Genomic DNA, 25749 nt, shown 5'->3' on the forward strand with positions numbered 1-25749 from the left:
CCGGGTGCCCCCGGCACCGCAGGACCCGCACCTCAATCCGGGTGCCCCCGGCACCGCAGGACCCGCGCCTCAATCCGGGTGCCCCCGGCACCGCAGGACCCGCCTCAGTCGGAGCCGGAGCCCGCGACGCGTGCCGCGGCCTCGGCAAACGCGGCGACCAGCGGGGAGCGGCGGCCCGCCGCCCAGGCCAGCAGCACCCGGTCCGGTTCGGCGTCGACGACCGGGACGTAGACGATGTCGGGGCGGGAGTACTGCTCGGCGGCCGAGCGGGGCACCATCGTGATGGCGGTGCCGGCGGCCACGCACTCGAACTTCTCCTCGATGGTGCGCAGCGGCAGGTCGCCGGGCCGGGGGTCGTTGTAGCGCAGCCACGTCTCGCCGTCGAGGTCGGCGAGCGCGATCTCCTGCTTCCCGGCGAGCCGGTGCCGGTCCGGGAGCATGGCCACGCGGGGCTCGCTGTACAGGGGGCGCAGTTCGAGCCCCTCCTCGCGGACGGGCAGCCGTACGTAGGCGATGTCGACGGTGCCGTCGAGGATCAGCTGCTCCTGGTCGTCCCACTCGACCCGGCGGGCGCGCGCCTCGATGTCCGGGTGGCCGGCGTTGAAGGCGCGCAGCGCCTCGGTGACCACGACGCCGGCGCGGAAGCCGACGACGAGGCGCCGCCGGCCGCGTGCGGCCTGCACGACCCGGCGCCGGGTGCCGTCGGCGAGGGCCAGCAACTGACGTGCGTCTTCAAGGAGTTGACGCCCGGCGTCGGTCAGGGTCACGCCGTGGCTGTCCCGTACGAACAGCTCGGCCCCCAAGTCCTTCTCCAGGGCGCGGATCTGACGGCTCAGCACGGGCTGGGCGATGTGCAGCCGCTCCGCCGCCCGGCCGAAGTGGAGGAGTTCGGCGACCGCCGCGAAGTAGCGGACCTTGCGCAGATCCAGGTCCATGACCGCGGCTCCTTCCAGACGGCGATGTCTTCAGGGTATCGCCGGCGCCGAAAGAGGTCTTGGACGGCCGATGCCGCGGGACCGCAGGCTGGAGACGTCCGAACGGGACGGAACACCGGCTTGGAAAGGGATCAGCCATGGGTCTGCAGGGACAGCGTGTCGTCGTCATCGGGGGCACCTCTGGTATCGGCCTCGCGGTCGCCGAGGGCGCGGCACGGGAGGGCGCGCAGGTGGTCGTCGCGTCGCGGCGGCAGGAGAGTGTCGACGCGGCACTGAAGGTGCTGCCGGAGGACGCCGAGGGGCAGGTGCTGGACGCCGCGGACGAGGCCGCGGTGCGCGGCTTCTTCGCGAGGATCGGGGCGTACGACCACCTCGTGTACACGGCGGGTGACTCGATCCTGCTGGAGACGCTGGCCGAGACGGACATCGCGGCGGCCCGGAGCTTCCTGGACACCCGGCTGTGGGGTGCGTACGCGGCGGTGAAGTACGGCGCCGGGTCGGTCCGGCCGGGTGGGTCGGTGGTGCTGACCACGGGTACCGCAGGGCGCCGGCCCATGCCCGGTTCGAGTGTCGCGTCGGCGCTGTGCGGGGCGATGGAGTCGCTGACCCGGGCGCTGGCCGTGGAGCTGGCGCCGGTGCGGGTCAACGTGGTCTCGCCGGGGGTGGTGCGGACGGAGCTGTGGCGGGGGCTGCCGGAGGAGGTCCGGGAGGAGCTGTTCCGGTCGTCCGCCGAGTCGCTGCCGGTGGGACGGATGGGCGAACCGGCGGATGTGGCCGAGGCGTACCTGTACCTGATGCGTGGGGGGTACAGCACCGGCTCGGTGGTGGTCGTGGACGGGGGCGGGACGCTGGTCTGAGCGACCGGGCGGTCAGCCGGCGGTGAGGCGGACGTCGGCTGCGGTCACGACCGTGCCGAGGCGCGGGAAGTCGAGCCGGACGGACGCCTCGTGCTCGGGGCCGGTGAGGGCGGCCATGGCGTCCTCGACGAAGACCAGGTCGTAGCCGAGGTCGGCGGCGGCGCGGGCGGTGGACTCGACGCCGAGGTTGGTGGCGATGCCGCCGAACACCAGCCGGGTGACGCCGAGCGCGCGGAGCCGGGCGTCGAGGTCCGTGCCCTGGAAGCCGCCGATCGTCCGCTTGACGACCTCCACGTCCCCTTCCTTCCTCAGTCCGGCGACGAGTCCGCTGCCCGGCGGCTGCTCGGCGAGGGAGGGCCGTTCGACGCGGATCAGCACCACGGGAGCGCCGGCGGCGCGGAAGGCGCGGGCCAGCTCCTCGGCGGTGTGCAGGACTTCGGTGCCTTTGCGGGGCTCCAGGGGCAGCGCGACGATGCGGTCCATCAGGTCGACGAGGACGAGGGCGGTGTGCGCCGGATCGAGTGCGAGGGGTGCGGTCATGACGGAACGTTAGCCGTCATGAGCCGTCCGTACCGGAAATCCGGATCAACAGGTCCGTGAACTGGTCGCGTTCGGCGGCCGACAGCGGGGCGAGCAGCGTGGCGTTGGCCTCGCGGGCCGCCTGTTCGCAGCGGCCGAGGAGGCGGTCGCCCTCTTCCGTGAGGGAGACCGCGTTCTTCCGGCGGTCGGCGGGGTCGGGTGCGCGGACGACGAGTCCGGCGGCCTGGAGGTCGTTGAGGATGCCGACCAGGTCCTTGGGGTCGAGGGACACGGACCGGCCGAGGTCGGCCTGGGCGACCGGGGCGAGGTCGCGGACGGCGGAGAGCACCACGTGGTGCCACATCCGCATGCCGTGTTCCGCGAGCGCCTCGGCGACGAGGGCCCGGCCTCGGGCGGCGGCCCGCCCGAGCAGCCAGCTGGGCAGGGAGCGGATGGCGGGGAGGGGTGCTTCTGACATGGGGGCAGCGTAGCGAAGAAATCGTTGGGGACTCCAATGGCCTCGTGGCGTTTCGCCGCGGGAAACCATTGGACTCCCCAATGACTTCCCTATATCATTGGGGTTCCCAACGACATCTGTGTGCTTCGGAGGTGCGATGCGTCGCGTCCGGTACGAGTCCACCGGCGGCCCTCTGTTCCTGGAGGAGGCCCCCGTCCCCGAACCCGGCCCCGGAGAGCTGCTCGTCCGGTGCGAGGCGGTCGGGGTCACGCTGCCGGTGGTCCGCAAGGTGACCGAGGCCCCGGAGCCGATTCCGCTGGGCGGTGAGATCGCCGGCGAGGTGCTGGCGGCCGGCGCGGGCGTCACCCGCTTCCGCACCGGCGATCGGGTCACGGGCCTGTGCTTCGGCCACGGCTATGCCGACTTCGCCCTGCTGCAGGAGACGATGGCCACCGCGGTCCCCGCCGCCGCGTCCGCCGTCGAGGCGGTCGCCCTGGTCCGCAGTGGCCTGGTCGCCCTCGGCGCCCTGACGGCGGCCCGCCCCGAACCGGGCGAGACGGCTCTGCTCACGGCGGCGGCGAGCGGCGTCGGCCACCTCGCCGTCCAGCTCGCAGGCGTGCGGGGCGCGGGCCGGGTGGTCGGCGCCGTCTCCGACCCGGCCAAGGCGCCCTTCGTCCGCTCGCTGGGCGCCGACACGGTGGTGACGTACGCCGACGGCGACTGGGGCGCCCCGGCCGACTACGTGCTGGACGCGGTCGGCGGTGACCTGCTCACCCCGGCCGTCGCGGCACTGGCCCCGGGCGGCCGGCTGGTGGCGTACAGCTCGGGCGGCGGCACCGTCCGGGCGTACGACCTGCTGGCCGGCGCCAAGTCGGTCACCGGATTCCAGATGGCCCGCATCGCCCGCGAGCGGCCGGCACTGTACGAGGAGTGGCGTCAGGAGCTGTGGCGACTGTTCGCGGAGGGCGCCGTGCGGCCCGCCGTGCACGGGGAGTTCGCGCTCACGGAGGCGGCACAGGCGCACCGGGCGGTCGAGACCAGGGCAAATATGGGCAAGGTCGTGCTGATCCCCTGATGGGGGTGGGGTTCAGCGGCCGGTCGTCCCCGTGCCGACCGCCGGACGCGACTGCGCCGCCGGGGCGGGCGGGGACGCGGCCTCCTCCTGGGCCTCCGGGTCGTGGGCGCGGCGCTTGGCGATGACCGCGCACACCATGAGCTGCATCTGGTGGAAGAGCATCAGCGGCAGCACGGCCAGCGAGGCGTGGGCGCCGAACAGGACGCTGGCCATCGGCAGCCCGGAGGCGAGGGACTTCTTCGACCCGGCGAACTGGATGGCGATCCGGTCCCCGCGGCCGAAGCCGAGCGCCTTGGCGCCGTACCAGGTCAGGAGGAGCATCACGGCCAGCAGCACGGCCTCGACGGCGAGGAGCCCGGCCAGCCGCACCGCGCTGACCTGGTGCCAGATGCCCCGGACCATGCCCTCGCTGAACGCGGTGTAGACGACGAGCAGGATGGAGCCGCGGTCGACCAGGCCGAGGATCTTCTTGTGCCGGGCGATGAAGTCGCCGATCCACCGGCGCAGCAGCTGCCCGGCGACGAACGGCACCAGCAGCTGGAGCACGATCTTGACGATCGAGTCGGCGGAGAACCCGCCTCCGCTGTTGCCGAGGAGCGCGGCGGCGAGCAGCGGGGTGAGGACGATGCCGACCAGCGAGGAGAAGGAACCCGCGCAGATCGCGGCCGGCACGTTGCCGCGCGCGATGGAGGTGAAGGCGATCGACGACTGGATGGTGGAGGGCACCAGGGTCAGGAACAGGAGGCCCTGGTAGAGCGGATGGGTGAGCAGGACCGGCACCAGTCCGCGAGCCGCCATGCCGAGCACCGGGAAGATCACGAAGGTGCAGACCAGGACCGTGACATGGAGCCGCCAGTGCCGCAGCCCGTCGACGGCCTCGCGGGTGGACAGGCGGGCGCCGTAGAGGAAGAAGAGGAAGGCGATCGCGGCCGTGGAGGCACCGGAGGCCACGTCGGCGGCCGTGTCCCGGGCCGGAAGGAGCGCGGCGAGGCATACCGTCCCGAGCAGCAGCAGGACGTACGGGTCGATCGGCATCCAACTGGGCCAGCTCAGGCGTTTCACGGTGCTCCACTTGCGGGTCGGTCAGGGTGTCGTGCCGGCGGTTGCGGCCGGGTTCTCGCCGGGGCCGGAAGGGCCCCCTCCATCGTCCTCCCCCGACACTTGATCGGGAATCCGGTATACCGCTCTCACTGCCATCATGTTCCGCGATAACATGTTCGAGTGTACGACCCCTCGCAGCTGCGCACCTTCCTGGCGGTGGCCCAGACGCTCAGCTTCACCCAGGCCGCCCGGCGGCTCGGGCTGCGCCAGTCCACGGTGAGCCAGCACGTGCGCCGCCTGGAGGACGCGGCCGGCCGCCAGCTGTTCTCCCGGGACACGCACTCCGTGGAGCTCACCGAGGACGGCGAGGCGATGCTCGGGTTCGCCCGCCGGATCCTGGAGGTGCACGAGCAGGCGACGGCCTTCTTCACCGGTACCCGGGTGCGCGGCCGGCTCCGCTTCGGCGCGTCGGAGGACTTCGTCCTCACCCGGCTGCCGGAGATCCTGGAGGGCTTCCGCCACGACCACCCCGAGGTCGACCTCGAACTGACGGTGGAGCTCTCGGGCACCCTGCACGAGCAGCTGGCCGCCGGGAAGCTGGATCTGGTCCTGGCCAAGCGGCGCGCCGAGGATCCGCTCGGCGAGCTGGTCTGGCACGACGACCTGGTGTGGATCGGCGCGGAACGGCTCCGCCTGGACCCCGCCCGGCCGGTCCCGCTGATCGTCTATCCCCCGCCGGGCATCACCCGCGCCCTGGCCCTGGAGGCACTGGAGCGTCAGGGCCGCGACTGGCGCATCGTCTGCACGAGCGGCAGCCTCAACGGCCTGCTCGCGGCGGCACAGGCCGGCCTGGGCGTGATGGCCCATTCCAGGGGCCTGATCCCCCCGGGCCTGTTCCGCGTCCCGGACCGGGCGGGACTGCCGGAACTGGGCAAGGTGGACTTCGTCCTGGTGCACGGCCCGCGACGCTCACCGGCCCAGTCGGCGGCAGACGCACTGGCGGCCGCGATCCTGACCAGCGGAGCACGCCTGAGACGCCCCTAGCCGCAGCGCCCCGAAAGGGGCGCTGGGCCGAGTCGGTGTGCGGCTGCCGCCGCGCGGGACGACAAGCCCCCACCGGCCTGCACATTCAAAACGGCCCCACATACGTCAGCTGCTTCACACGGCGCAAAAACGGCATGGCCTCCACATGCTGCACCCCCGCCAGCCGCCCCACGGGCCCGCTCAGGTACGCGTACAGGTGCGCCGTGTCCCGCAGCACCGCCGTCACCACGACATGCGACGGCCCGGCGGTAGCCGCAGCAAACGCCACCTCGTCATGGGCCGCCAGCGCCTGCCCCACGGAGTGCATCGCGGCCGGTGTGGTGGTGATCCACAACACCGCGGACTTCGAGAATCCCAGTACCTCGGACCGGTACTCCACGTCGATGTACACCGCCCCGGAGCCGATGAGCGCGGCCAGCCGCCGCTTCACCGACGACTCGGACCGCCCTGTTGCCCGCTGCAACTCCGGATACGTCGCCCGCCCGTCCCGCTCCAGCGCGGCGAGCAGCGGCGCGTCCTCCGGCTCCAGCCGCGCGGGCGCGTCCGCTTCCGGCGGTGCCGGCCGCAGCGCCGCCGCCTGCTCCTGCGAGAGCGCCCGGAACTTCCGCACCCACCCGGTCGGTCCCCCGTAGAACCGGTGCAGGAGTTGCTGCGCGCGGATCTCCACCACGCTCGGGGTGCGCGGCAGCTTGCCGAGCAGCAGGTCGTCGTGGTCGCCGGGATGGCGCGGCCGGGTCATGCAGGCGATCTCCGTACCTCCGGAGGCCAAGCCGATCCAGGCGGTGTCGGGGCGTTTGGCGAGCGCGTCGGCGATGACGGTGGCGCCGTCGGGCGCGCAGCGCAGCCGGAGCATCCACTGGTCCTGGCCGAGCCGTTCGGCGTCGCGGACCGCGACGACCCGCAGCCCGGCCTCGGCGCACAGCCGCCGGTAGCGGCGGGCGATGGTCTGGTCGGAGACGCCGAGCACGGCGGCGATCCGGCTGAAGGAGGCGCGGCCGTCGACCTCCAGCGCGCTGAGCAACTGCACGTCCAACGGGTCCAGCGTGTCGGATTCCAGCTCCAGCATGACCACTCCCGTCGGGTTCCGCCGCACGGCCGGCTCTCGCCGAGCTGAACCGTACGCGCGGCGGGAGGGACGGAGTGACGGAATCGGCCACGTCGGCGCTGTCCTGAGAGGGGACCGCGGACCCCCGCCCCTGACCGGTGAGTAACCGGCCGGAGGCCGTAACCGGGTCGTACAGATTCCGTGGAGATTACGGAGCCGGAACTTACTGAACCGTAAGGATTCTGTCCGCCCCTTCCCCATGTGGGCGTATTTTTCAGACGTGCGCGCGACCATACGAGAGCAATGCTCGTTTTCGCACCCCCTCCCGAACGGACTTCCGGTGGGGTAGCTTTCACGGCGCTGTGCGGAGCGTCACTGCCGTCACTGTGGAGCGAGGAGCGGGGAGCGGGGTTTGCGCGAGTTCACCAACCCGCCGTTGGCGTCGGCACCGCCGGTCGGCGGTCTGGCCGACAGTGTGTTCGAGCATGCCCAGACGAACCCGCTGCACGTCGCGCTGGGCCGCAAGGACGAGCTCGGCCAGTGGCGTGATGTGACCGCCGCCGAGTTCCGCGACGAGGTCCTCGCTCTCGCCAAGGGGCTCCTCGCCCGTGGCATCCGGTTCGGCGACCGGGTCGCGATCATGTCCCGCACCCGCTACGAGTGGACGCTGTTCGACTTCGCGCTGTGGACGATCGGCGCCCAGGTGGTGCCGGTCTACCCGACCTCGTCGGCGGAGCAGTGCTTCTGGATGCTGTACGACGCCGAGTGCACGGCGGCGGTCGTGGAGCACGAGGACCACGCGATGACGATCGCCACCGTCATCGACCGGTTGCCGCAGCTGCGCCAGCTGTGGCAGCTGGACGAGGGCGCGGTGCAGGAGTTGTACGACGCGGGCGCGCACCTCGACGACGAGGTGGTGCAGCGGCACCGGCAGGCGGTCACGCCCGACTCGGTGGCCACGATCATCTACACCTCGGGCACCACGGGCCGCCCCAAGGGCTGCGTCCTGTCGCACGGGAACTTCATGTACGAGGCGGACACGGTCGTCGCCCGCTGGGAGTCGGTGTTCCGCGCGAAGAAGGGCGAGGAGGTCTCCACCCTGCTCTTCCTGCCGCTGGCGCACGTCTTCGGGCGCATGGTGGAGGTGGCGGCGATCCGGCACGGGGTCCGCTTCGGCCACCAGCCGCAGCTGCACGCGGCCGCGCTCCTGCCCGACCTGGCCGCGTTCCGGCCGACGTTCATCCTCGCCGTGCCGTACATCTTCGAGAAGGTGTTCAACGCGGCCCGGCGCAAGGCGGAGAAGGACGGCAAGGGCGGGCCGTTCGAGAAGGCGGTCGAGATCGCGGTGAAGTACGCGGACGCCGTCGAGGCGAAGGCCTGGGGCACCGGTCCCGGCCCGTCGGCGTCGCTGCGCATGCAGCACCAGCTCTTCGACAAGCTCGTCTACGCCAAGGTGCGCACGGCGATGGGCGGCAGGATCCGCAACGCCATGTCCGGCGGCTCGGCCATGGACCGCCGGCTCGGCCTGTTCTTCGCCGGCGCGGGCGTGCAGATCTACGAGGGCTACGGCCTGACCGAGTCGACGGCGGCCGCCACCGCCAACCCGCCCGAGCGCACCCGGTACGGCACGGTCGGCCAGGCCATCCCCGGCACCACCGTGCACATCGCGGACGACGGGGAGATCTGGCTGCACGGCGGCAACGTCTTCCAGGGCTACCTGAACAACCAGAAGGCCACCGACGCCACCCTGCACGACGGCTGGCTGGCCACCGGCGACCTGGGCTCCCTGGACGAGGACGGCTACCTGACGATCACCGGCCGCAAGAAGGAGATCCTCGTGACCTCCGGCGGCAAGAGCGTCTCCCCCGGTGTCCTGGAGGAGCGGGTCCGCGACCATCCGCTGGTCAACCAGTGCATCGTCGTCGGCAACGACCGGCCCTACATCGCCGCCCTGGTCACCCTCGACACCGAGGCGGTCGAGCACTGGCTCACCATGCGCGGCAAGCCCCAGATGTCCGCCGCCCAGCTGGTGCGGGACGCCGACCTGGAGACCGAGGTGCGGCGCGCGGTGGTGGCCGCCAACACCCTGGTCTCGCAGGCCGAGTCGATCCGTACGTTCCGTATCCTCGCCCAGCCGTTCACCGAGGAACACGGCTTGCTGACCCCGTCGTTGAAGCTGAAGCGCAAGGCGATCGAGAACGCCTACGCCAACGAGGTCGAGGCCCTGTACCGGGCCTGACGCCCCGTCAACCGGTCTGTCAACTGATACTGACCCGGAAGATCTTGTCGGATCCGTCCGGCTCGTTGCCGTTGTTGTCGCAGTTGGTGGTGGACAGCCACAGCTGGTCGGCGCCCGGCACCTTGGTCACGGTCCGCAGCCGGCCGTAGGTTCCGACGTAGTACGCCGTCGGGGTGCCGACACTCTCGGTGTCGCCGTTGATCGGGATGCGCCAGAGCCGTTCGCCGCGCAGCGAGGCCATGTAGACGACGTTGCGGACGATGGCGATGCCGCTCGGGGACGCCTCGGAGACGTTCCAGGTGGCCTTGGGGTTGGTCATCCCGGCGACCGAGCAGGTGCCCTCGCAGGTCGGCCAGCCGTAGTTGGCGCCGGGCTTGATCAGATTCAGCTCGTCCTTGGAGCTGTTGCCGAACTCGGCTTCCCACAGGCGCCCGTTGCGGTCGAAGGCGAGGCCCTGCGGGTTGCGGTGGCCGAGGCTGTAGACGTAGTTGCCGAAGGGGTTGCCGGGAGCCGGTTTCCCGTCGGTCGTCATGCGCAGGATCTTGCCGTTGAGGGAGTTCTTGTCCTGGGCGAGATCGGGTGTCTGGGCCTCCCCGGTGGAGACGTAGAGATAGCCGTCGGGGCCGAAGAGGAGCCGTCCGCCGTTGTGGTAGCGGTTCTTCTTGATGCCCTGGAGGAGGATCTTGTAGTCGCTGAGCTTGGTGCCGTCGTAGGTCATGCGGACGACCCGGTTGCCCTCGTCCGCGGTGTGCATGAAGTAGACGTAGTGGTTGCTGTCCCACTTGGGGTCGACGGCGACGCCGAGCAGGCCGCCCTCGCCGTTGGTGGTGACGGCGTTCGGGACGGTGCCGACCTGGGTCTTGGTGCCGTCCTTGGTGACCTTCCAGACCTTGAAGTCGTCCCGCTCGGTGACCAGGGCGGTCTTGCCGTCGGGCATCCAGTAGGTGCCCCAGGGGATGGTCCAGCCGCTGGAGAGCGTCGCGATGGAGGACGGGACGCCGCCGTCGGTCGCGCACGCCTTCGTGGTGAAGGTGACGGTGTTGCTGGCCTCGGACACGTTGCCGGCCGCGTCCCGGGCGACGACGTTCAGGCTGTAGGGGCTGTTGCAGGCGAGCCCGGTGAGCGTGGTCGACGTGCCGCTGGTGACCGTGTCGTAGACGGTGGTGTCGCTGCGCACGTCGTAGGCGACGACCGCCTTGTCGTCGGTCGAGGCACCCCACTTGAGGTCGGCGCTGTTGGCGGTGACATTGCTCGCGGACAGCGTGCCCGGCTTGCTCGGCGGGGTGGTGTCGGAGCTGGGCCTGGTGGTGCAGTCGACGACCGGGCTGGCGGGCGAGGTGTTGCCCGCCGCGTCGCGGGCGATCACCGTGAGGTTGTAGTCGGTGTTCGGAGTCAGCCCGGTCAGCGCCTTGGAGGTCGAACTCCCCGGCGCCTCACTGATCTTGTTGCCGTGCTCGTAGATGTCGTACGCGCTCACGCCCACGTTGTCCGTGGCCGCGCCCCAGGCGAGGGTGAGCGCGTCCTCGCCGATGTCGGAGCAGGAGGGCTGGCCGGGGCGGGTGGGGGCCTGGGTGTCGGCGGCCGCGTCGAGGCTGACGCGGTCGAGGTTGGGACCCCCGTTGGCGGTGGTGGCGGTCGCCCGGATCTTGTCGGTGCCCGCGGTCAGCGGGACGTTGACGGTCTTGGTGACCCAGGTGTTCCAGTCGGCGGTGGCCGGGAAGGACACCCCGGAGGCGACGACCGTGCCGCCCACGGAGATGTCCATCGGCCGGTCGGTGGAGGTCCCGTTGGCGTAGCGGAGGGTGAGGGCGGAGGTGCCGGCGGAGGCCGCGCTCACCGTGAACTCCACGTAGGAGCCCTTGACGTTGGTGTAGTCGACGAAGCCGGTGCCGGTGTACCCGGTGTGGTTGGTGGCCACGGTGCCCTGGGAGATCTGGGCGTCCTCGGCCTGGTAGTCGGTGGCGGCCAGCGCGGTGCCCTGGCCGAGGCCGGCGAGCGGCAGCGCCAGGGCCGCCGCGACGCCGTACGGCAGAACTCTTCTGATGTTCACGGATGTTCCCCTCAGCCCGTGTACTGGGTGAAGACCTTGAGGTAGTCGTACGGCTGCTGCGTCACGCCGCTGCAGGCGTCGCCGTCGGTGCCCGAGCCGCAGGCCCGGTCGCGGTTGACGGCCCAGTAGGTGAGCCGTCCGATGTGGTGCTGCTGGGCGTAGGCGAGCATGGTCTTGAAGTCGGCCACCCGCACGCGCTCACCGGAGTCGTCGGTCCTGCCGTTCATCGACGACAGCCCGATGTGGGTGTAGGCGGTGGCGTCGCTGTAGCCGTACGCCGACTTCACATGGGCCTTGAGCCCTTCCATGGCCTTGGTGGTGAGGCTGCCCATGTTCGTGGTGCCGCCGCCGAAGTCGAACGGCATGATGCACCAGACGTCGTTCGCCAGACCGGAGTTGGCGGCCCGCTTGATCATGTCGACGCCGGTGGAGTCGGGGCCGCTGGAAGTGGTGCCGAAGGTGATGACGGTCTTCAGGCCCGGGTTGTTCGCCTTCACCGTCTTCAGCGCGTCGACCACCCGCTGCCGCACGGTCGCGTTGGACCACTCGGTGTTCTCGATGTCGATGTCGAGCGCCTTCAGCCTGTAGGCGTTGATCACCTTCTGGTAGGCGCCGGCGAGTGCGGAGGCGCTGGAGCACTTCTCGCCGAGCTTGTTCCCGCTCCAGCCGCCGACGGAGACGACGACGTCACCGCCCGCCGCTCTGATCGCGTTGATGGTGGACTGGTCGCTGCCTCCGGTCAGCGGGCGGGAGCCGTCCCACTTCGGGTTGCAGGTGCCGTCGGAGAGGATGAAGGCGAGGGTGAACCACTTGACGCCGGTCGCGGACATCACGGAGGTCGGGTTCTGGGGGCTGCCCCAGCCGAGGTACTCGTAGGGGGCGACGGCGAACCCGGGTGAAGCGGCGGCGGCCGCCTTGAGGGAGGTGGCGGGCTTGACCCGGATGAGCCTGGTCTCGCCCGGGCGCAGGGTCGCGCTGTAGGAGTCGGCGATCACGCCCTTGTGGGATCCGGACCAGAGGTCGGTCACGTCACCCGAGCCGCTGAAACCGACCTGCGACCAGTTCACGCTCACCGTCGCGTTGCCCGAGGTCCCGGTGTTGAACAGGGCCACGACGTACTGTCCGTCGCTCTCCTTCTTGCTCCAGACCTGCTTCACACCGCTGCTCACGATCCGCTTCGCGGCCACCCCGTCCTGGTCGACGCCGATCAGCCGGTCGTTGGTCAGCATGGCCTTGTCGACGGAGTCGAGTTGGGTGAGGTCGGTGCCGAGCAGCAGCGGGGCCGCCGCCATCGACCACAGCGTGAAGTGCGAGCGGCGCTGGTCGGCCGTCAGGCCCACCTGGTCGCCGTTGCCGATCTCCAGCGAGTCCAGGTCGTTCCAGCCGCCGGGGCCGGCGTACGGCTGCCAGGAGGCGGCCGAGTCGAAGCGCTTGGAGACGTGGGACCAGTCGGTCAGCGGATAGCCGCTGCCGTTGCTCCCCGGCCCGCAGTAGCACTCGACGTCACCCTGGGTGCGCCAGCTGTTCGCCAGTTTCCGCCAGGTGGCGGCGTCGGCGATCGGCAGGTTGTTGGACAGGGCGAAGTTGATGGGCCGTCCGCTGGCTCGCAGCGCCTTGTCCCAGGCCTGGACGTCGGGGATGTCGGCGCTGCCCACCCCGTCGATCTTCAGGTAGTCGACGCCCCAGGACGCGAACTGCTTGGCCCAGGAGTCGACGAACTCCTGTGCACCCGGCTTGGAGTAGTCGATGGCGTACATGTTCTTGCAGTTGTAGTTCTTCTCTGTCGTGGACGTGTCCGCGATGTCCTTCGCGTGGTACGAGGTGCCCTCGATCGGCGTGTTCTTGGTGACGGCGTTCTTGGCGATGCCCGGGGTGACGTAGAAGCCGAACTTCAGACCTTTGGAGTGGACGTAGTCGGCCACCCCTTTGATGCCGTCCGGGAACTTGCCGGTGTCGACGGCCCAGCGGCCGTAGCCGTCCACGGTGAAGCCGTTGGAGTCGCACTTCTGCCAGAAGTCGTCGAGGTTGACGTAGACGAAACCGTGGTCCTTCAGACCGCTGGAGACCAGCGCGTCGGCCTGTGCCTTGATCTTCGCCTCGGTCGGCGTGCGGCGCACGAAGCTCCAGCTGGACCAGCCCATGGCGGGCCGTGCGGACTGGCCGTTGTCGGAGGCGGCCGCCGGGTGGGCGGTGCCCACGAGCGGCACCGCCGCGGCGACGAGCAGGCCCGCCGCCGCGGCCGTGAGCGATCTGACCCGGATCATGACTGTCCCCCGTTCGCGGGTGTGGCGTACGACGTGCCGATCCACGCCTCGTCGACCCGCAGTCGCTTGTAGCGGGTGGTGTCGCTGGAGGCGGCCCAGGTCGTGTCGACCTCGAGCCGGACGTAGCGGGCGTTGGCCGCGGTCAGGTCGATGCCCTGGATGCCGCGGCGACTGGGCAGCTGGCCGGTCTTGACCGCGCTCCCCCAGTTGGTGCCGTCGTTGCTGACGTACACCTTGTAGTCCTTGATCCGCGCGGACTGCTCGGTGTCCGAGCGGGCGTAGGCCACGGAGTCCTCGCGCTGGTTGAGCCCGATGTACTGCACCTTCTTGGCCGAGCCGAGGTCGAAGGTGAGGTTCACCGGCAGCGTCTTGTTGTTGTCCCAGTAGGTGAGGTAGTCGCCGTCACCGGCCGCCGACGCGGCGTGCCCGCTCGCGGAGGCGCTCGCGCTGACCTTGACGCCGGTGAGGATGCCCTGGCGGCCGGCCGTCGTGACCTTGAAGACCGTGTCGTACGGGTCCCAGTTGCCGAGCCCGTTCAGGGTGAGCACGCCGCCGGACTGCGACCACGAAACGGCCGCTCCCGTGCGGAGGTTGGTGACGGAGGCGATGCGGTAGCCGTGGTCCCGCACGCGCAGCGTGCTGGTGCTGGGCGGGGTCAGGACGTGGATGTACTGCCGGTTCGCGTCGTCCTTGGCGATGGTCGTCACCCCGTACGCGCCGTCGTTCCAGGCGCCGGGCTTGAGGCCGCCGTACATGTAGCCGCCGCCCTCGGTGCCGTGCAACGACTCCCAGATGGGGTCGAGGTAGGAGTCGGCGAAGGTGTTGAAGGATGCCTGGTTCGACGGGAACTTGCCGTTGACCTGGGCCGTCTCGGCCATCAGCGCCTTCACCGAGGAGCCTGCGTTGGTGATGAGGCGGCCGAGGGTGAGCGCGCGGTCGACGGAGGGGTTGGAGCCGTCGTACCACCACGCACCTGTCGAGGGCAGCTTGAAGTCGGCCTCGGTCAGGCGGGGCTGGGCGGTGTAGACGGCCTGGGGGTAGTCGTAGGACGGCGTCATGCCCGTCTTCTGCTCATTGCTGATCATGTCCATGATCGGCGTGTCTTCGTTGTTGTTGCTGAGCGTGTAGTTCGGGCGCTTGTCGTAGATCTGCTGGTAGAGGTTGTGGCTCTCCCAGTAGGAGTTGTCGTTGTCGATCCAGAAGCCCCCGAGGTCGGGATAGCGGTCCATGACCTCGAAGAAGTTGTCGTAACTGAACTGGCCGAAGCCGTCGTTGGTGGTCAGGTCGACGTTCTTGCCCTTGTATGCGGAGTAGGCGGCGGAGTCGAGCCACTCGTGGCCGCCCTCGTCGTGCCACTGGGGGTCGTTGGTCATGTAGAGGATGACCTTCATGCCCTTGGCCTTGGCGGCGGTGATCAGCTCGCCGAGGAAGTCCCGCTTGGTGGAGCAGGAGCCGGGGATCTTGGACGGCCAGGGGCGGGCGTAGCCGAGGCGGCTGTGGAAGGTGGCGAGGACCAGGTACTGGGTGTGCAGCTTCTGCGCCTCGTTCACCCAGTAGTCGGGGCTCCAGCCCCCGCTTGTGACGTCGTTCTCCCAGGCGGTGCAGCTGGTGTGGGCCGGTGCGGTGCGCAGGCCCCAGTGCAGGAACAGACCGCCGACGGAGTTGCGGAGGAAGTCCTGGCGGGGGTTCTCCAGGTCGAGCGGCCGCGCGGCCGCGGTGCAGTCCTGACTGCCGGAGACGCGGAGCGCGCCGCCCGAGGTGTTGTGACTGTCCGTCACGCAGGCGCCGGTGACGTCCTGGAGGCCCACGTCGTACGGGGAGTCGCCGCCCTTCTGGGCGGTGAAGCGGGTGAGACGGAGGTCGCTCGCCGCGTTGGCGATGACCGCGGGCCGGCCGTCGTTCGCGGCGAACTTCACGCCGCTGTCGGTGAACTGGACGTGGTCGGCGTTGTGCAGGTACCAGCCGTAGGCCGGTCGGGTGCCGATGGCCTTGGGGTTGTAGTCGTTCGGGTCATTGCTCGGCACTCCGGTGGACATGGTGCCGTTGCCGCCGGGGACCGTGATGTTGACGTTGTTGAAGGTCACCCCGCTGATGCGGTGGCCGCTCTCGCCCCACAGGGTCGGGCTGAAGGAGGGGCTGTTGCCGGTGGCGGTGATGTCGTCGTACGTGACATTGCTGATCGAGCCGACACCGGGACTGTTCCCGCAGCGTTTCCGCGTGCCGATCTTCTCCATGATCGGCGAGTGCACGTTTGTCATCGTGATGTCGCGGTAGTGGACGTCGGAGATCTTCGCGCCGTCCATGGAGACCATGCCGAGGCCGGACTTGTCGGCACCGTCGATGCGGATGTTCTCGAACTGGTAGTCCGAGAAGTCGCCACAGGTCTCGGAGCCGAACATCAGCGCGTTGCAGCACTTCGCGCCGAGCGTCGAACCGCTCACCCGCACGTGCCCGTTGGGCAGCTTGGCGCCGAGGGCGTAGTCGCTCTTGAAGACCAGGGCGTCGTCGTTGGCGTGGATGGTGGCGTTGGTGATCGTGGCGTTCGTGGTGGAGATGACGTTCCAGCCGTCGCGGTCGCTCGCGGTGTCGATGGTCAGGTGGTCGGACGTCACGTTGGTGCAGCCGTTGATGAGGGCCGCGAAATGGCCACCGCGGCGGAGGGTGAGTCCGTCGCCGATCCGGAGGCCGTCGCACCGGGTGAGCGAGATGATCTTGTCGGCCTCGCCGGTCTTCGGGTTGCCGGTGATCAGGTTGCCCGCGCCGTCGATGACGCCCTGGCCGACGAAGCCGATGTCGGTGAGCTTGTCGCCGTAGATCATCGCGTCGTGGAAGTGGCTGTGCCCGTAGTCCTGGTAGGAGTCGTACGGGTTGGACTCGGCCTTGTCGTAGGTGTCCGCGCTGGAGCCCTGGAGGGTGGCGCCCTTGTCGAGCTGGAGTGTCACATGGCTCTTCATGTGGAGGGTGTTCTTGGACTTGTAGGTGCCGGCGGTGAAGCGGACGGTGCCGCCGCCCGCGGAGTTAGCGGCCGTGATGGCCTTGTCGATGGCAGGGCTGTCGTTGGTGGAGCCGTCGCCCTTGGCGCCGTAGTCACGCACGTCGTAGACGGCGGCGGCGCGGGGTGCGGTGGGCTGCGGGGCGGCGAGGGCCGCGGGGTGGGTGAGGCCGAGGACCACGGCCACCACGAAGAGGATGACGGCCGCCGCTCGGCGGCCCGGACCGGTGGGGGGTTTCATGTGGCGTCTCCTCACACCAGTTGGTAACCACGGAGGTTGGTGAGCAGGAGGTAGGTGTCCTGCAGGGATCCGGAGGTGTCACCGAGGGAGCGGTAGATGCCCCACTTCGGGCGCACCCGGTCGGCGAGGAAGGTGTCGACGCCGGACTTCGACTTGTCGATCACCGTCGAGCCACCGGACTTGAGGATCCAGCGGACGGAGCCCGCCGAGCCGTTGCCGACCTTGATCTGGAAGTCGACGTCGGTCCATGTGTCGTGCAGCGGATCGAGGTCGGTGCGGCCGACGATGATTCCGTCGGTGGCGAGGTTCAGCTCGATGGTCTGCTTGCCGTTCACCCGGCGCAGCGACTGCGTGACGATCGGCGAGGTGCCGCTGCCGGGCTGCTTCATCTGCATGATGTGGGTGAAGGTGGTGGTCGCCTTCAGCGAGCTCGGGATGTACATCGAGTAGGTGATCCGCCAGGTCTGGCCCTCGTTCCACTTGAGGTAGCTGCTGGAACTGGTGCGCAGCCCCGTGACCTCCTGGCGCTGCCGGTCGGTCGAGGTGTCCCGGTCCACCGTGTGGATGTTGAAGCGCCAGTTGCTGCCGGTGGCGAAGATGTGCGGATGCCCGGCGGGGTGCGAGTCGGCGCGGTCGTCCTCGACCGTCTCGAAGGCGCCGAGTCCGTCGCCGCTCGCGGAGGGGGCCCACTTCTGCTGCCAGGAGGCGGCGTGGGCGGTGGCGGGCAGCCCCAGCGTCGCTCCGGCCGCGCCCGCGGCAGCCGCGCCCAGCAGTGCTCTTCTGGATGTGCTCATGACATTAATCGCCTCGCAGTTGTTCGTTCATGATCAGGAAGGCGCCCAGACCGTGGAAGTCGTTGGTGGCCCGGGAGCGGCCCACGTAGTACGCGTAGTCGCCGACGTTGGTGCCGATGGAGATGTCGGCGAGGTTGGTGCGGCCGTCCGAGCCGACCGAGAGCTTCGCCAGCACCCCCTGGTAGCCGCGGTGCGCGACGGCGGCGTAGTGCGGGTCGAGGTAGCCCTGCTGGACGCCGCGGGAGAGGGCGTAGGTGAACATGCTGGAGCAGGAGGTCTCGGTCCAGTTGGCGGACTGGTTGCCCTTGTCCATCACCTGGAACCAGCGACCGGTCGCCGGGTCCTGGTACTTCTCCAGACCGGCGGCCAGCTTGCGGAAGATGGACAGGAGTTGGGGGCGCCGGGCCTGGTTCGCCGGAATGGCGTCCAGGACATTGACGATCGCCATGGAGTACCAGCCGACGGCGCGGCACCAGTGCTCGGGGGCGAGCCCGGTCTGCGGATCGGCCCAACTCGCGGTCCCCGACTCGTCGTAGGCGTGCTTGAGCAGTCCGTTCGCGACCTGCAGATGACTGCCGTAGACGTACAGCTGCTTCGCCGCCTCGTCGTCGGTGTAGGTGCTGTCGCCGAACTCCTTGCCGTACTCGACGAGGAACGGGTTCACCATGTAGACGCCGTCCGCCCACAGTTGATGGGCGCGGCTGGAGTTGTCCGCGTGCCAGAAGCCGCCGTCGCCGGTGCGCGGATAGGTGTTCAGACGGTCGCGGATCTTCTTGGCCGCCTTGCGGTAGCGGTCCTGGCCCGTCTCGTGGTGCAGGATCACCAGGAGCCGGCCCGCCTGCATGCTGTCCAGGCTGTTGAAGGACTGGTCGATCGTCCCGTCGCTCTTCACGAACCGGTCGACGTAGTTCTTGATGTAGGTGAGGTAGCGGGGGTCGTGGGTGCGCCGGTAGGTGAGGTACTGGCCGTAGAGGTAGAGGCCGACCGGATAGGACCAGCCGCCGATGGTGCTCGGGGTGTAGCGGGCCATGGTGGAGTCGACGACCGCGGTGGACCAGTCGGTGGCCGCCGCCGGCCTGGCCGGGGCGGCGGCCGCGGCGAGGGCGGGCGGGGGGACGGCCGCGGGGAGCGCGACCAGGGGGGCGGTGGTGAGGGCGACGGCCGCGAGGGCGACTCGCAGGCGTTTCATGGTCCTCCTTCTGCAAGGGCTTCTCTGGGGGCGGCGGCCTCGGAGGTCCTCCGCAGGGGTACGAGGTGGTGGGCGGGGGCGTGGCGGCAGGCCGGGTCGGTGTTGCGGGCGTCGCCGGTGAGCGCGTACGCCTGGCAGCGGCAGCCGCCGAAGTCGGTGGTGCGCAGGGCGCAGCCGCGGCAGGGCTCGCGCATCCAGGACTCGCCCCGGTAGGCGTTGAACGCCTTCGACTCCCTCCAGATCCAGGCGAGTTCACGGTCCCTGACGTTGGGCGCATCGAGGCCGGGCAGGGTGGCCGCGGCCGGGCAGGGCAGGACGGTGCCGTCGGGCGTGACGGTGAGCGAGATCCGGCCCCAGCCGCCCATGCAGGGCTTCGCCGTGCCGGCGAGGTGGTCGGGGGCGACCCAGACCAGCTCCGGTTCGTCCAGGCGCCGGCGCCAGCGCAGGACCGCCTCGCGGGCCCGCTCGACCTGTCCGGGCAGCGGCAGCAGCGCGGCGCGGTTGCGGGCCGCCCAGCCGTGGTACTGGGTGTTGGCCAGCTCGATCCGGTCCGCGCCCCAGGCCACGCCGAGCGCGATCAGGTCGTCGACGGCGTCCAGGTTGCCCCGGTGCAGGACGACGTTCAGGCCGAAGGGCAGGGCCGCCGCCCGGATCAGCCGGGCCGCGCGCTCCTTGGCCGCGAACGAGCGGGCGCCCGCGATGCGTTCGGCGGCGGTCGGCTCCGCGTGCTGCACGGACAGCTGCACGCCGCGCAGCCCGGCGCCGACCAGCCCTTCCAGCCGCCGCTCGCTCAGCCCGAGCCCGCTGGTGACGAGCTGGGTGTGTAGTCCGGCGGTGTCGGCGGCACCGACCAGCTCGGGCAGATCGCGTCTGAGCAGCGGCTCGCCGCCGGACAGGTGGGTCTGGACGACGCCCAGTTCACCGGCCTGCCGGAACACCTCGGCCCACTGCCCGGTCTCCAGCTCGGCTGACCGACCGATCAGTCGGACCGGGTTGGAGCAGTAGCCGCAATGCAGCGGACAGGCGTGGGTGAGCTCGGCGAGCAGCGCCCAGGGCGGCTCCGGTCCGCCCGGCTCCGGGGTCGTCATCGCAGCCATCCCTCCTTCCGTAACGCCGTCAGGAACTCCGGGACCTCGGCGGCGACCGGGGCGCCCGGGAAGGCCTCGGTGAGTTCGGCGACGATCTCGGGGACCGCCCGGCTGCCGTCGCACAGCCGGAGCACACCGCCCGCCCGGCCGTGCAGCACGACCACACGCTCGGGCAGCAGCAACAGATCGGTGCCGCGGACCCGGTCGTGGCGCAGTACGACCGTGCGGGCGAGGACGGGCCGCCAGGTCATGGCCCGCCGCCGTCCCGGGCGTCGCCCCAGCCACCGGTGTCCCCGCGGTCGACGGCGTCGAGCAGTGCCCACAGCACCTCGCACTTGTAGGCGAGCGCGGCGACGGCGCGTTGCTGCTCCTCGCGGGTGCGGGCCCAGGCCAGGACCAGCGCGAGGGCCTCCGCGCCGTCCCGGGCGCCCTGGTCGACGCGGGTGCGGAAGTAGCCGAGGCCGGCCGGGTCGATCCACGGGTAGTGGCGTTCGAAGGCGGTGATGCGGGTGCGCATGAGGCCGGGCGCGGACAGCTCGGTGAGGGAGGCGGCGACCGCGTCCAGTGCGGGGCGCAGCCGGCAGAAGGTGACGTACCCCTCGACCGCGAAGCGCACCCCGGGCAGCACCCGGGAGCTGTCCCACAGCTGTTCGCGGGGGACGCCGGCCGCCTCGCCGAGGCGCAGCCAGCGCTCGATGCCGCCCTCGCCCTCGGTGGGGCCGTCGTGGTCGCGGATGCGCCGCAGCCATGGGCGGCGCAGTGCGGGCCGGTCGAGTTTGGCGAGGATCAGGGCGTCCTTGACGGGGATGTGGCGCTGGTAGTGGAAGCGGTTGGTGATCCAGCGGCGCAGTTCGGCCGGGGTCAACTCTCCTCGGTGCATGCGCTGGTTGAAGGGATGCCGGTCGTGGTAGCGGTCGGCGGTGACGGCGCGCAGCCGTTCGGTGAACTCCGGGACCGGCCAGGGGTCGGCGGCCGTCCCGGTGTGGACGACGGTGACGGTCATTTTGGCTCGCCCAGGACGGGTCAGCGGTCGCCGAGGGCGTAGCCGGTCACTTCCAGGGCGGTCTCCACGACCTGGTAACCAGGGCTTCGCCAGACCTTTTCATCCGATGTCTGCGGGGCGGTGGTCTCCGGCTGACGGTCCTCGGAGGTCGTCTCGTTCATGGGGCGGGTACCTGCTTTCCTGAGGTTGGGGGGTCTCAGAGTGCAGAGAGAGGGGTCTCCTCTCACAGGGATCGATCGGAAAACCCACAGGGATGTTCACATCCCTGTACCGGGTTCAGTGATAGGTCCGACGACGCGCACCAGAGTCTCGGCAGAGACGGGCCGCGGTCAATGGTCCGGACCCATATCGTCGGATGCATTTCCGGCCAATCTCCGCCCGCGGCGGCTGACCCATCGGTCAGTTCCGGCGGATTCCGCGGTCAGGAATGCGTCGGGGCCGGTGATCGTTGACGATGGGAGTACCACCTGTCGACAACCTAAGGATCGAGAGCTCGTGAGCAGCAAGGTCCCCCCGAAAATCCTCAACAACGGCGTCGAGATGCCCCAGCTGGGCTTCGGCGTGTGGCAGGTGCCGGACGACGAGGCCGAGCAGGCCGTCGCCACGGCGCTGGAGGCCGGGTACCGCAGCATCGACACAGCGGCGATCTACGGCAACGAAGTGGGCACCGGCAAGGCGATCGCCGCGTCCGGTGTACCGCGTGAGGACATCTTCGTCACCACCAAGCTCTGGAACGCCGACCACGGGTACGACGCCACGCTGCGTGCCTTCGACGCGTCGCTGGCGAAGCTGGGTCTGGACTACCTGGACCTGTACCTCATCCACTGGCCGCTGCCGGCCCGGGGCAAGTACATCGACTCCTACAAGGCGTTCGAGAAGCTGCACGCCGACGGCCGCATCAAGGCGATCGGTGTCTCCAACTTCCTTCCGGAGCACCTGGAGCGGCTGATCGCGCAGACCTCGGTCATCCCGGCGGTCAACCAGATCGAGCTGCACCCGCATCTGCAGCAGCACGCGTCCCGGGAGTTCCACGAGGAGCAGGGCATCGCCACCGAGGCCTGGTCACCGCTCGGCCAGGGCAAGGGCCTGCTGGAGGTGCCGGCGATCGTCGCGATCGCGCAGAAGCACAACCGCACCCCGGCCCAGGTCGTGCTGCGCTGGCACGTCCAGCTGGGCAACGTCGTGATCCCGAAGTCCGTGACCCCGTCCCGGATCAAGGAGAACATCCAGGTGTTCGACTTCAGCCTGGACACCGAGGACCTCGCGGCGATCAGCGCGCTCAACGAGGACCGGCGCATCGGCCCCGACCCGGCCACCTTCGACATGGGCTGAGCCGGAGCCCGGCCCACGAGCGGCCGTCCCACCGTCCACGCGGTGGGGCGGCCGTCTGCGTTCCCCGACTCCCGTGCAGGGCGGCTCAGTCGGGGTGTACGTCCGCGTGCAGGACCTCGAACTCCTCCAGGCCGACCACGGTCACGTGCGCCTTGGCGGCGTCCGCGCGCCGGGCCTCGGCCTGGCCGGCGCGTGAGGCGGCCATCGAGGCGCGGTCGACGAAGAGCGAGCCGGCCATGCCCCGGCCCCGCTGCCGGTCGACGAACAGGGAGCACAGGGCGAAGCCGGGCAGCGCTTCGAGCCGGGGCACCGCCGAGGAGCGGAAGGTCTCGGCGAACAGGTCCGTGTCGGCGGGGTCGAACTCCACCCGGGTGGACCGCAACCCGCCGCCCGTTCTCGGCGGCCGCACGGAGTGGAAGACGGCGACCTCGTAGTTCTCGACGGCGACGGTGCCCGCGAACGGTTCCAGCATCGGCCTGCGCCGCTCGCGCATCACCTGGTCGCTGTTGCGCCGGGCCGCCTCGCTGCCCCACCAGCTCACCGCGAGCAGTTTGCCCAGCTCCCGGTCGATGAAGACGCCCGCACCCCGGTACTCGGGACGTTCTTCGAGCAGTTCGCGCCCCTCGCTGTTGAGGGCCCTGACGGCCGCCTCGAGCTTCGCCGGATCGCCGGTGACGTACACCGTGCGTACGAACATGACCCCTCGCCTTCCAGGAGCCACTGGAGCCACCGCTCAACCTTCGCACGGCTCCTGCTCGAATATCCGAAATGTCCTGCCCCACCAGTGTTCCCCCGGGGCCATATCACCGCAATGCGCAAGAAATCACCGAGTTGACATCCAGGGGTTGACGCGGACATGTAGCCGGGTCCACCTTGTACGACACCCGGTCAGGAAACTTTCCTAACAGAAGGGCACCCCCCACCGTGCGCATCCGAACACTGACCCTTGCCGCGGCCTCCGGGGCCGCACTGCTCGCCGCCGGAGTACTGCCCGCCAGCGCGTCCGGCGCCTCCGTCCCGAAGTCCGCCCAGGAGGGCTCGGTCAGCGCGGCGAACCTGCTCGCCAAGGTGACGTCCTGTTCCCAGATCTCCAACGGCAAGTACAAGACCGACGACGAGACGTCGGCGACGATTCCCGTCTGCGGCAAGAACGGCGCGGTCTTCTGGAAGGCCGACATGGACATCGACTGCGACGGGCAGCGGACCACCAACTGCAACGAGGACCGCGACCCCTGGTACCAGGACGACACCGCGTTCCACCAGTCCAACGGCAAGCCGCTGAAGGCCGAGTCGCTGCCGTACATCGTGGTTCCCAGCTCCAGCAGCATCTGGAACTACTCCAGTGCCGGCATCAAGGGCGGCGGTGTGGTCGCCGTCATCTACAACAACAAGGTCGAGTACGCGGTGGTCGGCGACACCGGCCCCACGAAGATCATCGGCGAGGCCTCGTACGCCACCGCCAAGGCGCTCGGCATAGACCCCGACCCGGCGACCGGCGGCGCCGACTCCGGCGTGACGTACATCCTGTTCAAGAACTCCAAGGTCTCCCCCATCGAGAGTCACAGCGCGGCGGTGACCCTCGGCGACCAACTCGCCCAGCAGTTCCTCGCGAACAACTGACCCCAGGCGTCTGCGCACCACCACCGGCCCGGGGAGGGCGGACGGCCCGGTACCGCGCGGTACCGGGCCGTTCCGGCGCATCGCCTCGTGCGCTCGTCACGAACGGCGGGCGGGCGCGCTCAGGCGGGCCGCACCGCCGTGTGCACGGTGCGGACGGCGAGGACGAACAGGTCGGACCTGCGGTGCAGGCTCGCCGGGTCGGCCGGGTCGAGGAGGCGGTCCAGGGTGGCGCGGTCGTCGGCGTGCAGGTCGCCGGTGAGGGTGTCGCGGAAGCGGGAGAAGATCTCGACGGCATAGGCGCGGGCCCGGTCGGAGGCGGGAGCGGGCAGGTCGAGCAGGAAGCTGCGGGTGCGGGCGTACTTGAGGCCGGCGGAGGACAGCAGCGTCGGCCAGTCCTCGGCCTCGGCGACCGAGCCGGGCAGTTCGGCGCGCATCTGCGCGAACCACTCCTCCTGCAGCGCGTCCAGCCGGGCCTGGAGTCCGGGGCGGCCGATGCCGATGTCGCGGGGCAGGAACCGGCTGGGCAGGCCGCCTTCGAGGACGGCCAGGGTGCCGCCGGGGGCCAGCCGCTCGCCGAACGCGGTGAGGGCGGCCCGCTGGTCGCCGAGGTGGTGCAGGCTGTGGCCGGCCCACAGGAGATCCGCCGGGTAGTCCAACTCGTCCAGCACACCCGGAAGTTCACCGGCGAGTACGCCGAATCGGTCGCCCACGCCCTGCCGCTCGGCGCGGGCCCGGGCCCGGTCGAGGAGCGGCTCGCTGCTGTCCACGGCCAGCACCCGCGCGCCCGGGAACATCTCGGCGAACAGACACGACACCACCCCTGGCCCGCTGCCGAGGTCGACGACCAGCCCCGGCTCGGTGACCTCCTTGCCGAGCCAGCCCAGCGCTCTCTCGTAGAGGGGCGCGAAGAGCTCCGCCTGCGACTCCAGGTGACCGGCCATCTCGGCCCAGTCGAGGTCGGTGTTCGAGTGGGCGGGGTCGTGGGTGTGGGTGTGTTTGTGGTCGTGGTGGTGGTCGTGCGCCATGGGAGCAGCCTCTCGTCCGGATGCCGCCAGCGTGCGCCGACGCACCGCCCGGAGGCCAGTCCTGTTGCCGGGGCGGCAAAAAACAGGATGCAGACGGCAAGGCCGGGAGCGCACGATGACCGCATGGACGACGAGCTGGTGGAACGCTTCCTGACCGACGGCTTCGTGAAGATCGAGGGCGCGTTCCCGCCTCGGGTCGCCGAGGACTGCGCCCGGCTGCTGTGGCGGGAGACGGGGTACGACCCAGGGGACCCCGGTACGTGGAAGGACCCGGTGGTGTGGGTCGCGGGGATGGCCCAGGGCCCGTTCGCGGCCGCCGTCAACTCCCCCGTGCTGCACACCGCGTTCGACCTGCTGGTGGGTGAGGGCCGCTGGGAGCCACGTTATTCGCTGGGCAGCTTTCCCCTGCGGTTCCCGCACGCCGAGGAGCCGGACGACGCGGGCTGGCACATAGAGGGCAGCTACCTCCCGGACGGCGTCGAGACCCGCTGGTACCACACGAACCTGCGCTCCCGCGACCGCGCGCTGCTGATGCTGTTCCTCTTCTCCGAGGTGACCGAGCAGGATGCGCCCACCCGGATCCGCGTCGGCTCACACCTCGACATCCCGGCGGTCCTGGAGCCGTACGGCGAGGAGGGCGTCTCAATGCTGGAGGTCGCCCCGCAGGTCGTCGAGGCCTCCGCGCACCGCCCCGTCGTGTACGCCACCGGCCGCCCCGGCGACGTCTACCTCTGCCACCCCTTCCTGGTGCACGCGGCCCAGCCGAACCACGGCACCCGCCCCCGCTTCATGGCCCAGCCGCCGCTGATGCCGGCCGTCCCCTACGAGCTGGACCGCCCCGACGGCGACTACTCGGCGGTGGAGCACACGATCCGTCGGGGCCTGTCCCACTCGGGCTGACCCCAGCGCCCCTCAGGGGCGCTGGGGGGTACCCCCGGC

General features: G+C 70.4%; 23 protein-coding genes. 7 read left to right on the forward strand and 16 right to left on the reverse strand.

Annotated features, from left to right (window positions below; translation table 11 throughout):
• Nucleotides 1-104 precede the first annotated feature (104 nt).
• Complete coding sequence (locus tag ACFY0P_RS22975; protein ID WP_388916017.1) at nucleotides 105-935, reverse strand: LysR family transcriptional regulator; 831 nt, start codon at nucleotides 933-935, stop codon at nucleotides 105-107.
• A 137-nt stretch (nucleotides 936-1072) separates the two neighbouring features.
• Between ACFY0P_RS22975 and ACFY0P_RS22980 the strand changes: the two genes are divergently transcribed.
• Nucleotides 1073-1792: an SDR family oxidoreductase gene (locus ACFY0P_RS22980; protein ID WP_388916020.1), complete on the forward strand. Its 720-nt coding sequence runs from the start codon at nucleotides 1073-1075 to the stop codon at nucleotides 1790-1792.
• A gap of 12 nt (nucleotides 1793-1804) precedes the next feature.
• Here ACFY0P_RS22980 and ACFY0P_RS22985 read toward each other — a convergent pair whose 3' ends face one another.
• On the reverse strand, nucleotides 1805-2332 hold the full coding sequence (locus ACFY0P_RS22985) for an isochorismatase family protein (RefSeq protein WP_388916023.1): 528 nt from the start codon (nucleotides 2330-2332) through the stop codon (nucleotides 1805-1807).
• 16 nt (nucleotides 2333-2348) lie between these two features.
• Nucleotides 2349-2789 carry a MarR family winged helix-turn-helix transcriptional regulator gene (locus ACFY0P_RS22990; protein ID WP_388916026.1) on the reverse strand — a complete coding sequence of 147 codons (441 nt, stop codon included), beginning with the start codon at nucleotides 2787-2789 and terminating at the stop codon, nucleotides 2349-2351.
• A 136-nt stretch (nucleotides 2790-2925) separates the two neighbouring features.
• Between ACFY0P_RS22990 and ACFY0P_RS22995 the strand changes: the two genes are divergently transcribed.
• Nucleotides 2926-3843: a zinc-binding alcohol dehydrogenase family protein gene (locus tag ACFY0P_RS22995; protein WP_388916029.1), complete on the forward strand. Its 918-nt coding sequence runs from the start codon at nucleotides 2926-2928 to the stop codon at nucleotides 3841-3843.
• A gap of 12 nt (nucleotides 3844-3855) precedes the next feature.
• Here ACFY0P_RS22995 and ACFY0P_RS23000 read toward each other — a convergent pair whose 3' ends face one another.
• Nucleotides 3856-4905 carry a bile acid:sodium symporter family protein gene (locus ACFY0P_RS23000; protein ID WP_388916032.1) on the reverse strand — a complete coding sequence of 350 codons (1050 nt, stop codon included), beginning with the start codon at nucleotides 4903-4905 and terminating at the stop codon, nucleotides 3856-3858.
• A gap of 159 nt (nucleotides 4906-5064) precedes the next feature.
• On the opposite strand from ACFY0P_RS23000, the gene ACFY0P_RS23005 reads away from it, so the two are divergent.
• Nucleotides 5065-5928: a LysR substrate-binding domain-containing protein gene (locus ACFY0P_RS23005; RefSeq protein WP_388916035.1), complete on the forward strand. Its 864-nt coding sequence runs from the start codon at nucleotides 5065-5067 to the stop codon at nucleotides 5926-5928.
• An 85-nt stretch (nucleotides 5929-6013) separates the two neighbouring features.
• Here the strand turns inward: ACFY0P_RS23005 and ACFY0P_RS23010 are convergent, their stop codons facing one another.
• Nucleotides 6014-6994 carry an Lrp/AsnC family transcriptional regulator gene (locus ACFY0P_RS23010; protein WP_388916037.1) on the reverse strand — a complete coding sequence of 327 codons (981 nt, stop codon included), beginning with the start codon at nucleotides 6992-6994 and terminating at the stop codon, nucleotides 6014-6016.
• A 391-nt stretch (nucleotides 6995-7385) separates the two neighbouring features.
• Between ACFY0P_RS23010 and ACFY0P_RS23015 the strand changes: the two genes are divergently transcribed.
• Entirely contained in the window at nucleotides 7386-9212 is a 1827-nt protein-coding gene (locus tag ACFY0P_RS23015) for an AMP-dependent synthetase/ligase (RefSeq protein WP_388916041.1), read from the forward strand.
• A gap of 19 nt (nucleotides 9213-9231) precedes the next feature.
• Here the strand turns inward: ACFY0P_RS23015 and ACFY0P_RS23020 are convergent, their stop codons facing one another.
• Genes ACFY0P_RS23020 through ACFY0P_RS23060 form a run of 9 tightly spaced genes read right to left on the reverse strand, consistent with a single transcriptional unit; the run spans nucleotide 9232 to nucleotide 20994 of the window.
• Nucleotides 9232-11262, reverse strand: a complete 2031-nt coding sequence (locus tag ACFY0P_RS23020; protein WP_388916044.1) for a PQQ-dependent sugar dehydrogenase — start codon at nucleotides 11260-11262, stop codon at nucleotides 9232-9234.
• An 11-nt stretch (nucleotides 11263-11273) separates the two neighbouring features.
• Nucleotides 11274-13526: an alpha-galactosidase gene (locus tag ACFY0P_RS23025; protein WP_388916047.1), complete on the reverse strand. Its 2253-nt coding sequence runs from the start codon at nucleotides 13524-13526 to the stop codon at nucleotides 11274-11276.
• Nucleotides 13523-16759 carry a glycosyl hydrolase family 28 protein gene (locus ACFY0P_RS23030; RefSeq protein WP_388916050.1) on the reverse strand — a complete coding sequence of 1079 codons (3237 nt, stop codon included), beginning with the start codon at nucleotides 16757-16759 and terminating at the stop codon, nucleotides 13523-13525. Before ACFY0P_RS23030 ends, ACFY0P_RS23025 begins: the two co-directional genes overlap by 4 nt.
• 11 nt (nucleotides 16760-16770) lie before the next feature.
• On the reverse strand, nucleotides 16771-17553 hold the full coding sequence (locus ACFY0P_RS23035) for a heparin lyase I family protein (RefSeq protein ID WP_388916053.1): 783 nt from the start codon (nucleotides 17551-17553) through the stop codon (nucleotides 16771-16773).
• Nucleotides 17554-17557: 4 nt separating this feature from the next.
• Nucleotides 17558-18742, reverse strand: coding sequence for a glycoside hydrolase family 105 protein (locus ACFY0P_RS23040; RefSeq protein WP_388916056.1), 1185 nt, complete (start codon nucleotides 18740-18742; stop codon nucleotides 17558-17560).
• Nucleotides 18739-19830: a pyrroloquinoline quinone biosynthesis protein PqqE gene (gene pqqE, locus ACFY0P_RS23045; RefSeq protein ID WP_388916059.1), complete on the reverse strand. Its 1092-nt coding sequence runs from the start codon at nucleotides 19828-19830 to the stop codon at nucleotides 18739-18741. The genes ACFY0P_RS23040 and pqqE overlap by 4 nt, the downstream gene beginning before the upstream one ends.
• Nucleotides 19827-20081, reverse strand: a complete 255-nt coding sequence (pqqD, locus tag ACFY0P_RS23050) for a pyrroloquinoline quinone biosynthesis peptide chaperone PqqD (protein ID WP_388916062.1) — start codon at nucleotides 20079-20081, stop codon at nucleotides 19827-19829. Before pqqD ends, pqqE begins: the two co-directional genes overlap by 4 nt.
• Complete coding sequence (pqqC, locus tag ACFY0P_RS23055) at nucleotides 20078-20833, reverse strand: pyrroloquinoline-quinone synthase PqqC (protein ID WP_388916065.1); 756 nt, start codon at nucleotides 20831-20833, stop codon at nucleotides 20078-20080. Before pqqC ends, pqqD begins: the two co-directional genes overlap by 4 nt.
• A gap of 20 nt (nucleotides 20834-20853) precedes the next feature.
• The gene (locus tag ACFY0P_RS23060) at nucleotides 20854-20994 is read right to left on the reverse strand and encodes a pyrroloquinoline quinone precursor peptide PqqA (protein ID WP_388916067.1); all 141 of its coding nucleotides are present in this window, start codon (nucleotides 20992-20994) and stop codon (nucleotides 20854-20856) included.
• 334 nt (nucleotides 20995-21328) lie between these two features.
• Between ACFY0P_RS23060 and ACFY0P_RS23065 the strand changes: the two genes are divergently transcribed.
• Nucleotides 21329-22165: an aldo/keto reductase gene (locus ACFY0P_RS23065; protein ID WP_388916069.1), complete on the forward strand. Its 837-nt coding sequence runs from the start codon at nucleotides 21329-21331 to the stop codon at nucleotides 22163-22165.
• Nucleotides 22166-22250: 85 nt separating this feature from the next.
• On the opposite strand, the gene ACFY0P_RS23070 is transcribed toward ACFY0P_RS23065, so the two are convergent.
• Nucleotides 22251-22862 (reverse strand): hypothetical protein, encoded by a 612-nt coding sequence (locus ACFY0P_RS23070; RefSeq protein ID WP_388916071.1) that lies wholly within the window; start codon nucleotides 22860-22862, stop codon nucleotides 22251-22253.
• Between the two features lie 227 nt (nucleotides 22863-23089).
• Here ACFY0P_RS23070 and ACFY0P_RS23075 point away from each other — a divergent pair, with 227 nt between their 5' ends.
• Nucleotides 23090-23785 carry a glycoside hydrolase family 75 protein gene (locus tag ACFY0P_RS23075; RefSeq protein ID WP_388916073.1) on the forward strand — a complete coding sequence of 232 codons (696 nt, stop codon included), beginning with the start codon at nucleotides 23090-23092 and terminating at the stop codon, nucleotides 23783-23785.
• 119 nt (nucleotides 23786-23904) lie between these two features.
• Here ACFY0P_RS23075 and ACFY0P_RS23080 read toward each other — a convergent pair whose 3' ends face one another.
• Nucleotides 23905-24810 (reverse strand): class I SAM-dependent methyltransferase, encoded by a 906-nt coding sequence (locus ACFY0P_RS23080; RefSeq protein ID WP_388916075.1) that lies wholly within the window; start codon nucleotides 24808-24810, stop codon nucleotides 23905-23907.
• 123 nt (nucleotides 24811-24933) lie between these two features.
• On the opposite strand from ACFY0P_RS23080, the gene ACFY0P_RS23085 reads away from it, so the two are divergent.
• Nucleotides 24934-25710, forward strand: a complete 777-nt coding sequence (locus ACFY0P_RS23085) for a phytanoyl-CoA dioxygenase family protein (protein WP_388916078.1) — start codon at nucleotides 24934-24936, stop codon at nucleotides 25708-25710.
• The last annotated feature ends 39 nt before the right edge of the window (nucleotides 25711-25749 follow it).

The sequence above is a fragment of the Streptomyces sp. NPDC001714 genome (assembly GCF_042892755.1).
Classification (GTDB): Bacteria; Actinomycetota; Actinomycetes; order Streptomycetales; family Streptomycetaceae; genus Streptomyces.

What these genes read in the sequence shown, in the direction of transcription:
- ACFY0P_RS22980 (WP_388916020.1), top strand. Translation starts at nt 1,073, where the DNA reads ATGGGTCTGCAGGGACAGCGTGTCGTCGTCATCGGGGGCACCTCTGGT.
- pqqE (WP_388916059.1), bottom strand. Translation starts at nt 19,830, where the DNA reads ATGACGACCCCGGAGCCGGGCGGACCGGAGCCGCCCTGGGCGCTGCTC.
- ACFY0P_RS22990 (WP_388916026.1), bottom strand. Translation starts at nt 2,789, where the DNA reads ATGTCAGAAGCACCCCTCCCCGCCATCCGCTCCCTGCCCAGCTGGCTG.
- pqqC (WP_388916065.1), bottom strand. Translation starts at nt 20,833, where the DNA reads ATGACCGTCACCGTCGTCCACACCGGGACGGCCGCCGACCCCTGGCCG.
- ACFY0P_RS23035 (WP_388916053.1), bottom strand. Translation starts at nt 17,553, where the DNA reads ATGAGCACATCCAGAAGAGCACTGCTGGGCGCGGCTGCCGCGGGCGCG.
- ACFY0P_RS23080 (WP_388916075.1), bottom strand. Translation starts at nt 24,810, where the DNA reads ATGGCGCACGACCACCACCACGACCACAAACACACCCACACCCACGAC.
- ACFY0P_RS23070 (WP_388916071.1), bottom strand. Translation starts at nt 22,862, where the DNA reads ATGTTCGTACGCACGGTGTACGTCACCGGCGATCCGGCGAAGCTCGAG.
- ACFY0P_RS23085 (WP_388916078.1), top strand. Translation starts at nt 24,934, where the DNA reads ATGGACGACGAGCTGGTGGAACGCTTCCTGACCGACGGCTTCGTGAAG.
- ACFY0P_RS22975 (WP_388916017.1), bottom strand. Translation starts at nt 935, where the DNA reads ATGGACCTGGATCTGCGCAAGGTCCGCTACTTCGCGGCGGTCGCCGAA.
- ACFY0P_RS23030 (WP_388916050.1), bottom strand. Translation starts at nt 16,759, where the DNA reads ATGAAACCCCCCACCGGTCCGGGCCGCCGAGCGGCGGCCGTCATCCTC.
- pqqD (WP_388916062.1), bottom strand. Translation starts at nt 20,081, where the DNA reads ATGACCTGGCGGCCCGTCCTCGCCCGCACGGTCGTACTGCGCCACGAC.
- ACFY0P_RS23040 (WP_388916056.1), bottom strand. Translation starts at nt 18,742, where the DNA reads ATGAAACGCCTGCGAGTCGCCCTCGCGGCCGTCGCCCTCACCACCGCC.
- ACFY0P_RS22995 (WP_388916029.1), top strand. Translation starts at nt 2,926, where the DNA reads ATGCGTCGCGTCCGGTACGAGTCCACCGGCGGCCCTCTGTTCCTGGAG.
- ACFY0P_RS22985 (WP_388916023.1), bottom strand. Translation starts at nt 2,332, where the DNA reads ATGACCGCACCCCTCGCACTCGATCCGGCGCACACCGCCCTCGTCCTC.
- ACFY0P_RS23060 (WP_388916067.1), bottom strand. Translation starts at nt 20,994, where the DNA reads ATGAACGAGACGACCTCCGAGGACCGTCAGCCGGAGACCACCGCCCCG.
- ACFY0P_RS23025 (WP_388916047.1), bottom strand. Translation starts at nt 13,526, where the DNA reads ATGATCCGGGTCAGATCGCTCACGGCCGCGGCGGCGGGCCTGCTCGTC.
- ACFY0P_RS23010 (WP_388916037.1), bottom strand. Translation starts at nt 6,994, where the DNA reads ATGCTGGAGCTGGAATCCGACACGCTGGACCCGTTGGACGTGCAGTTG.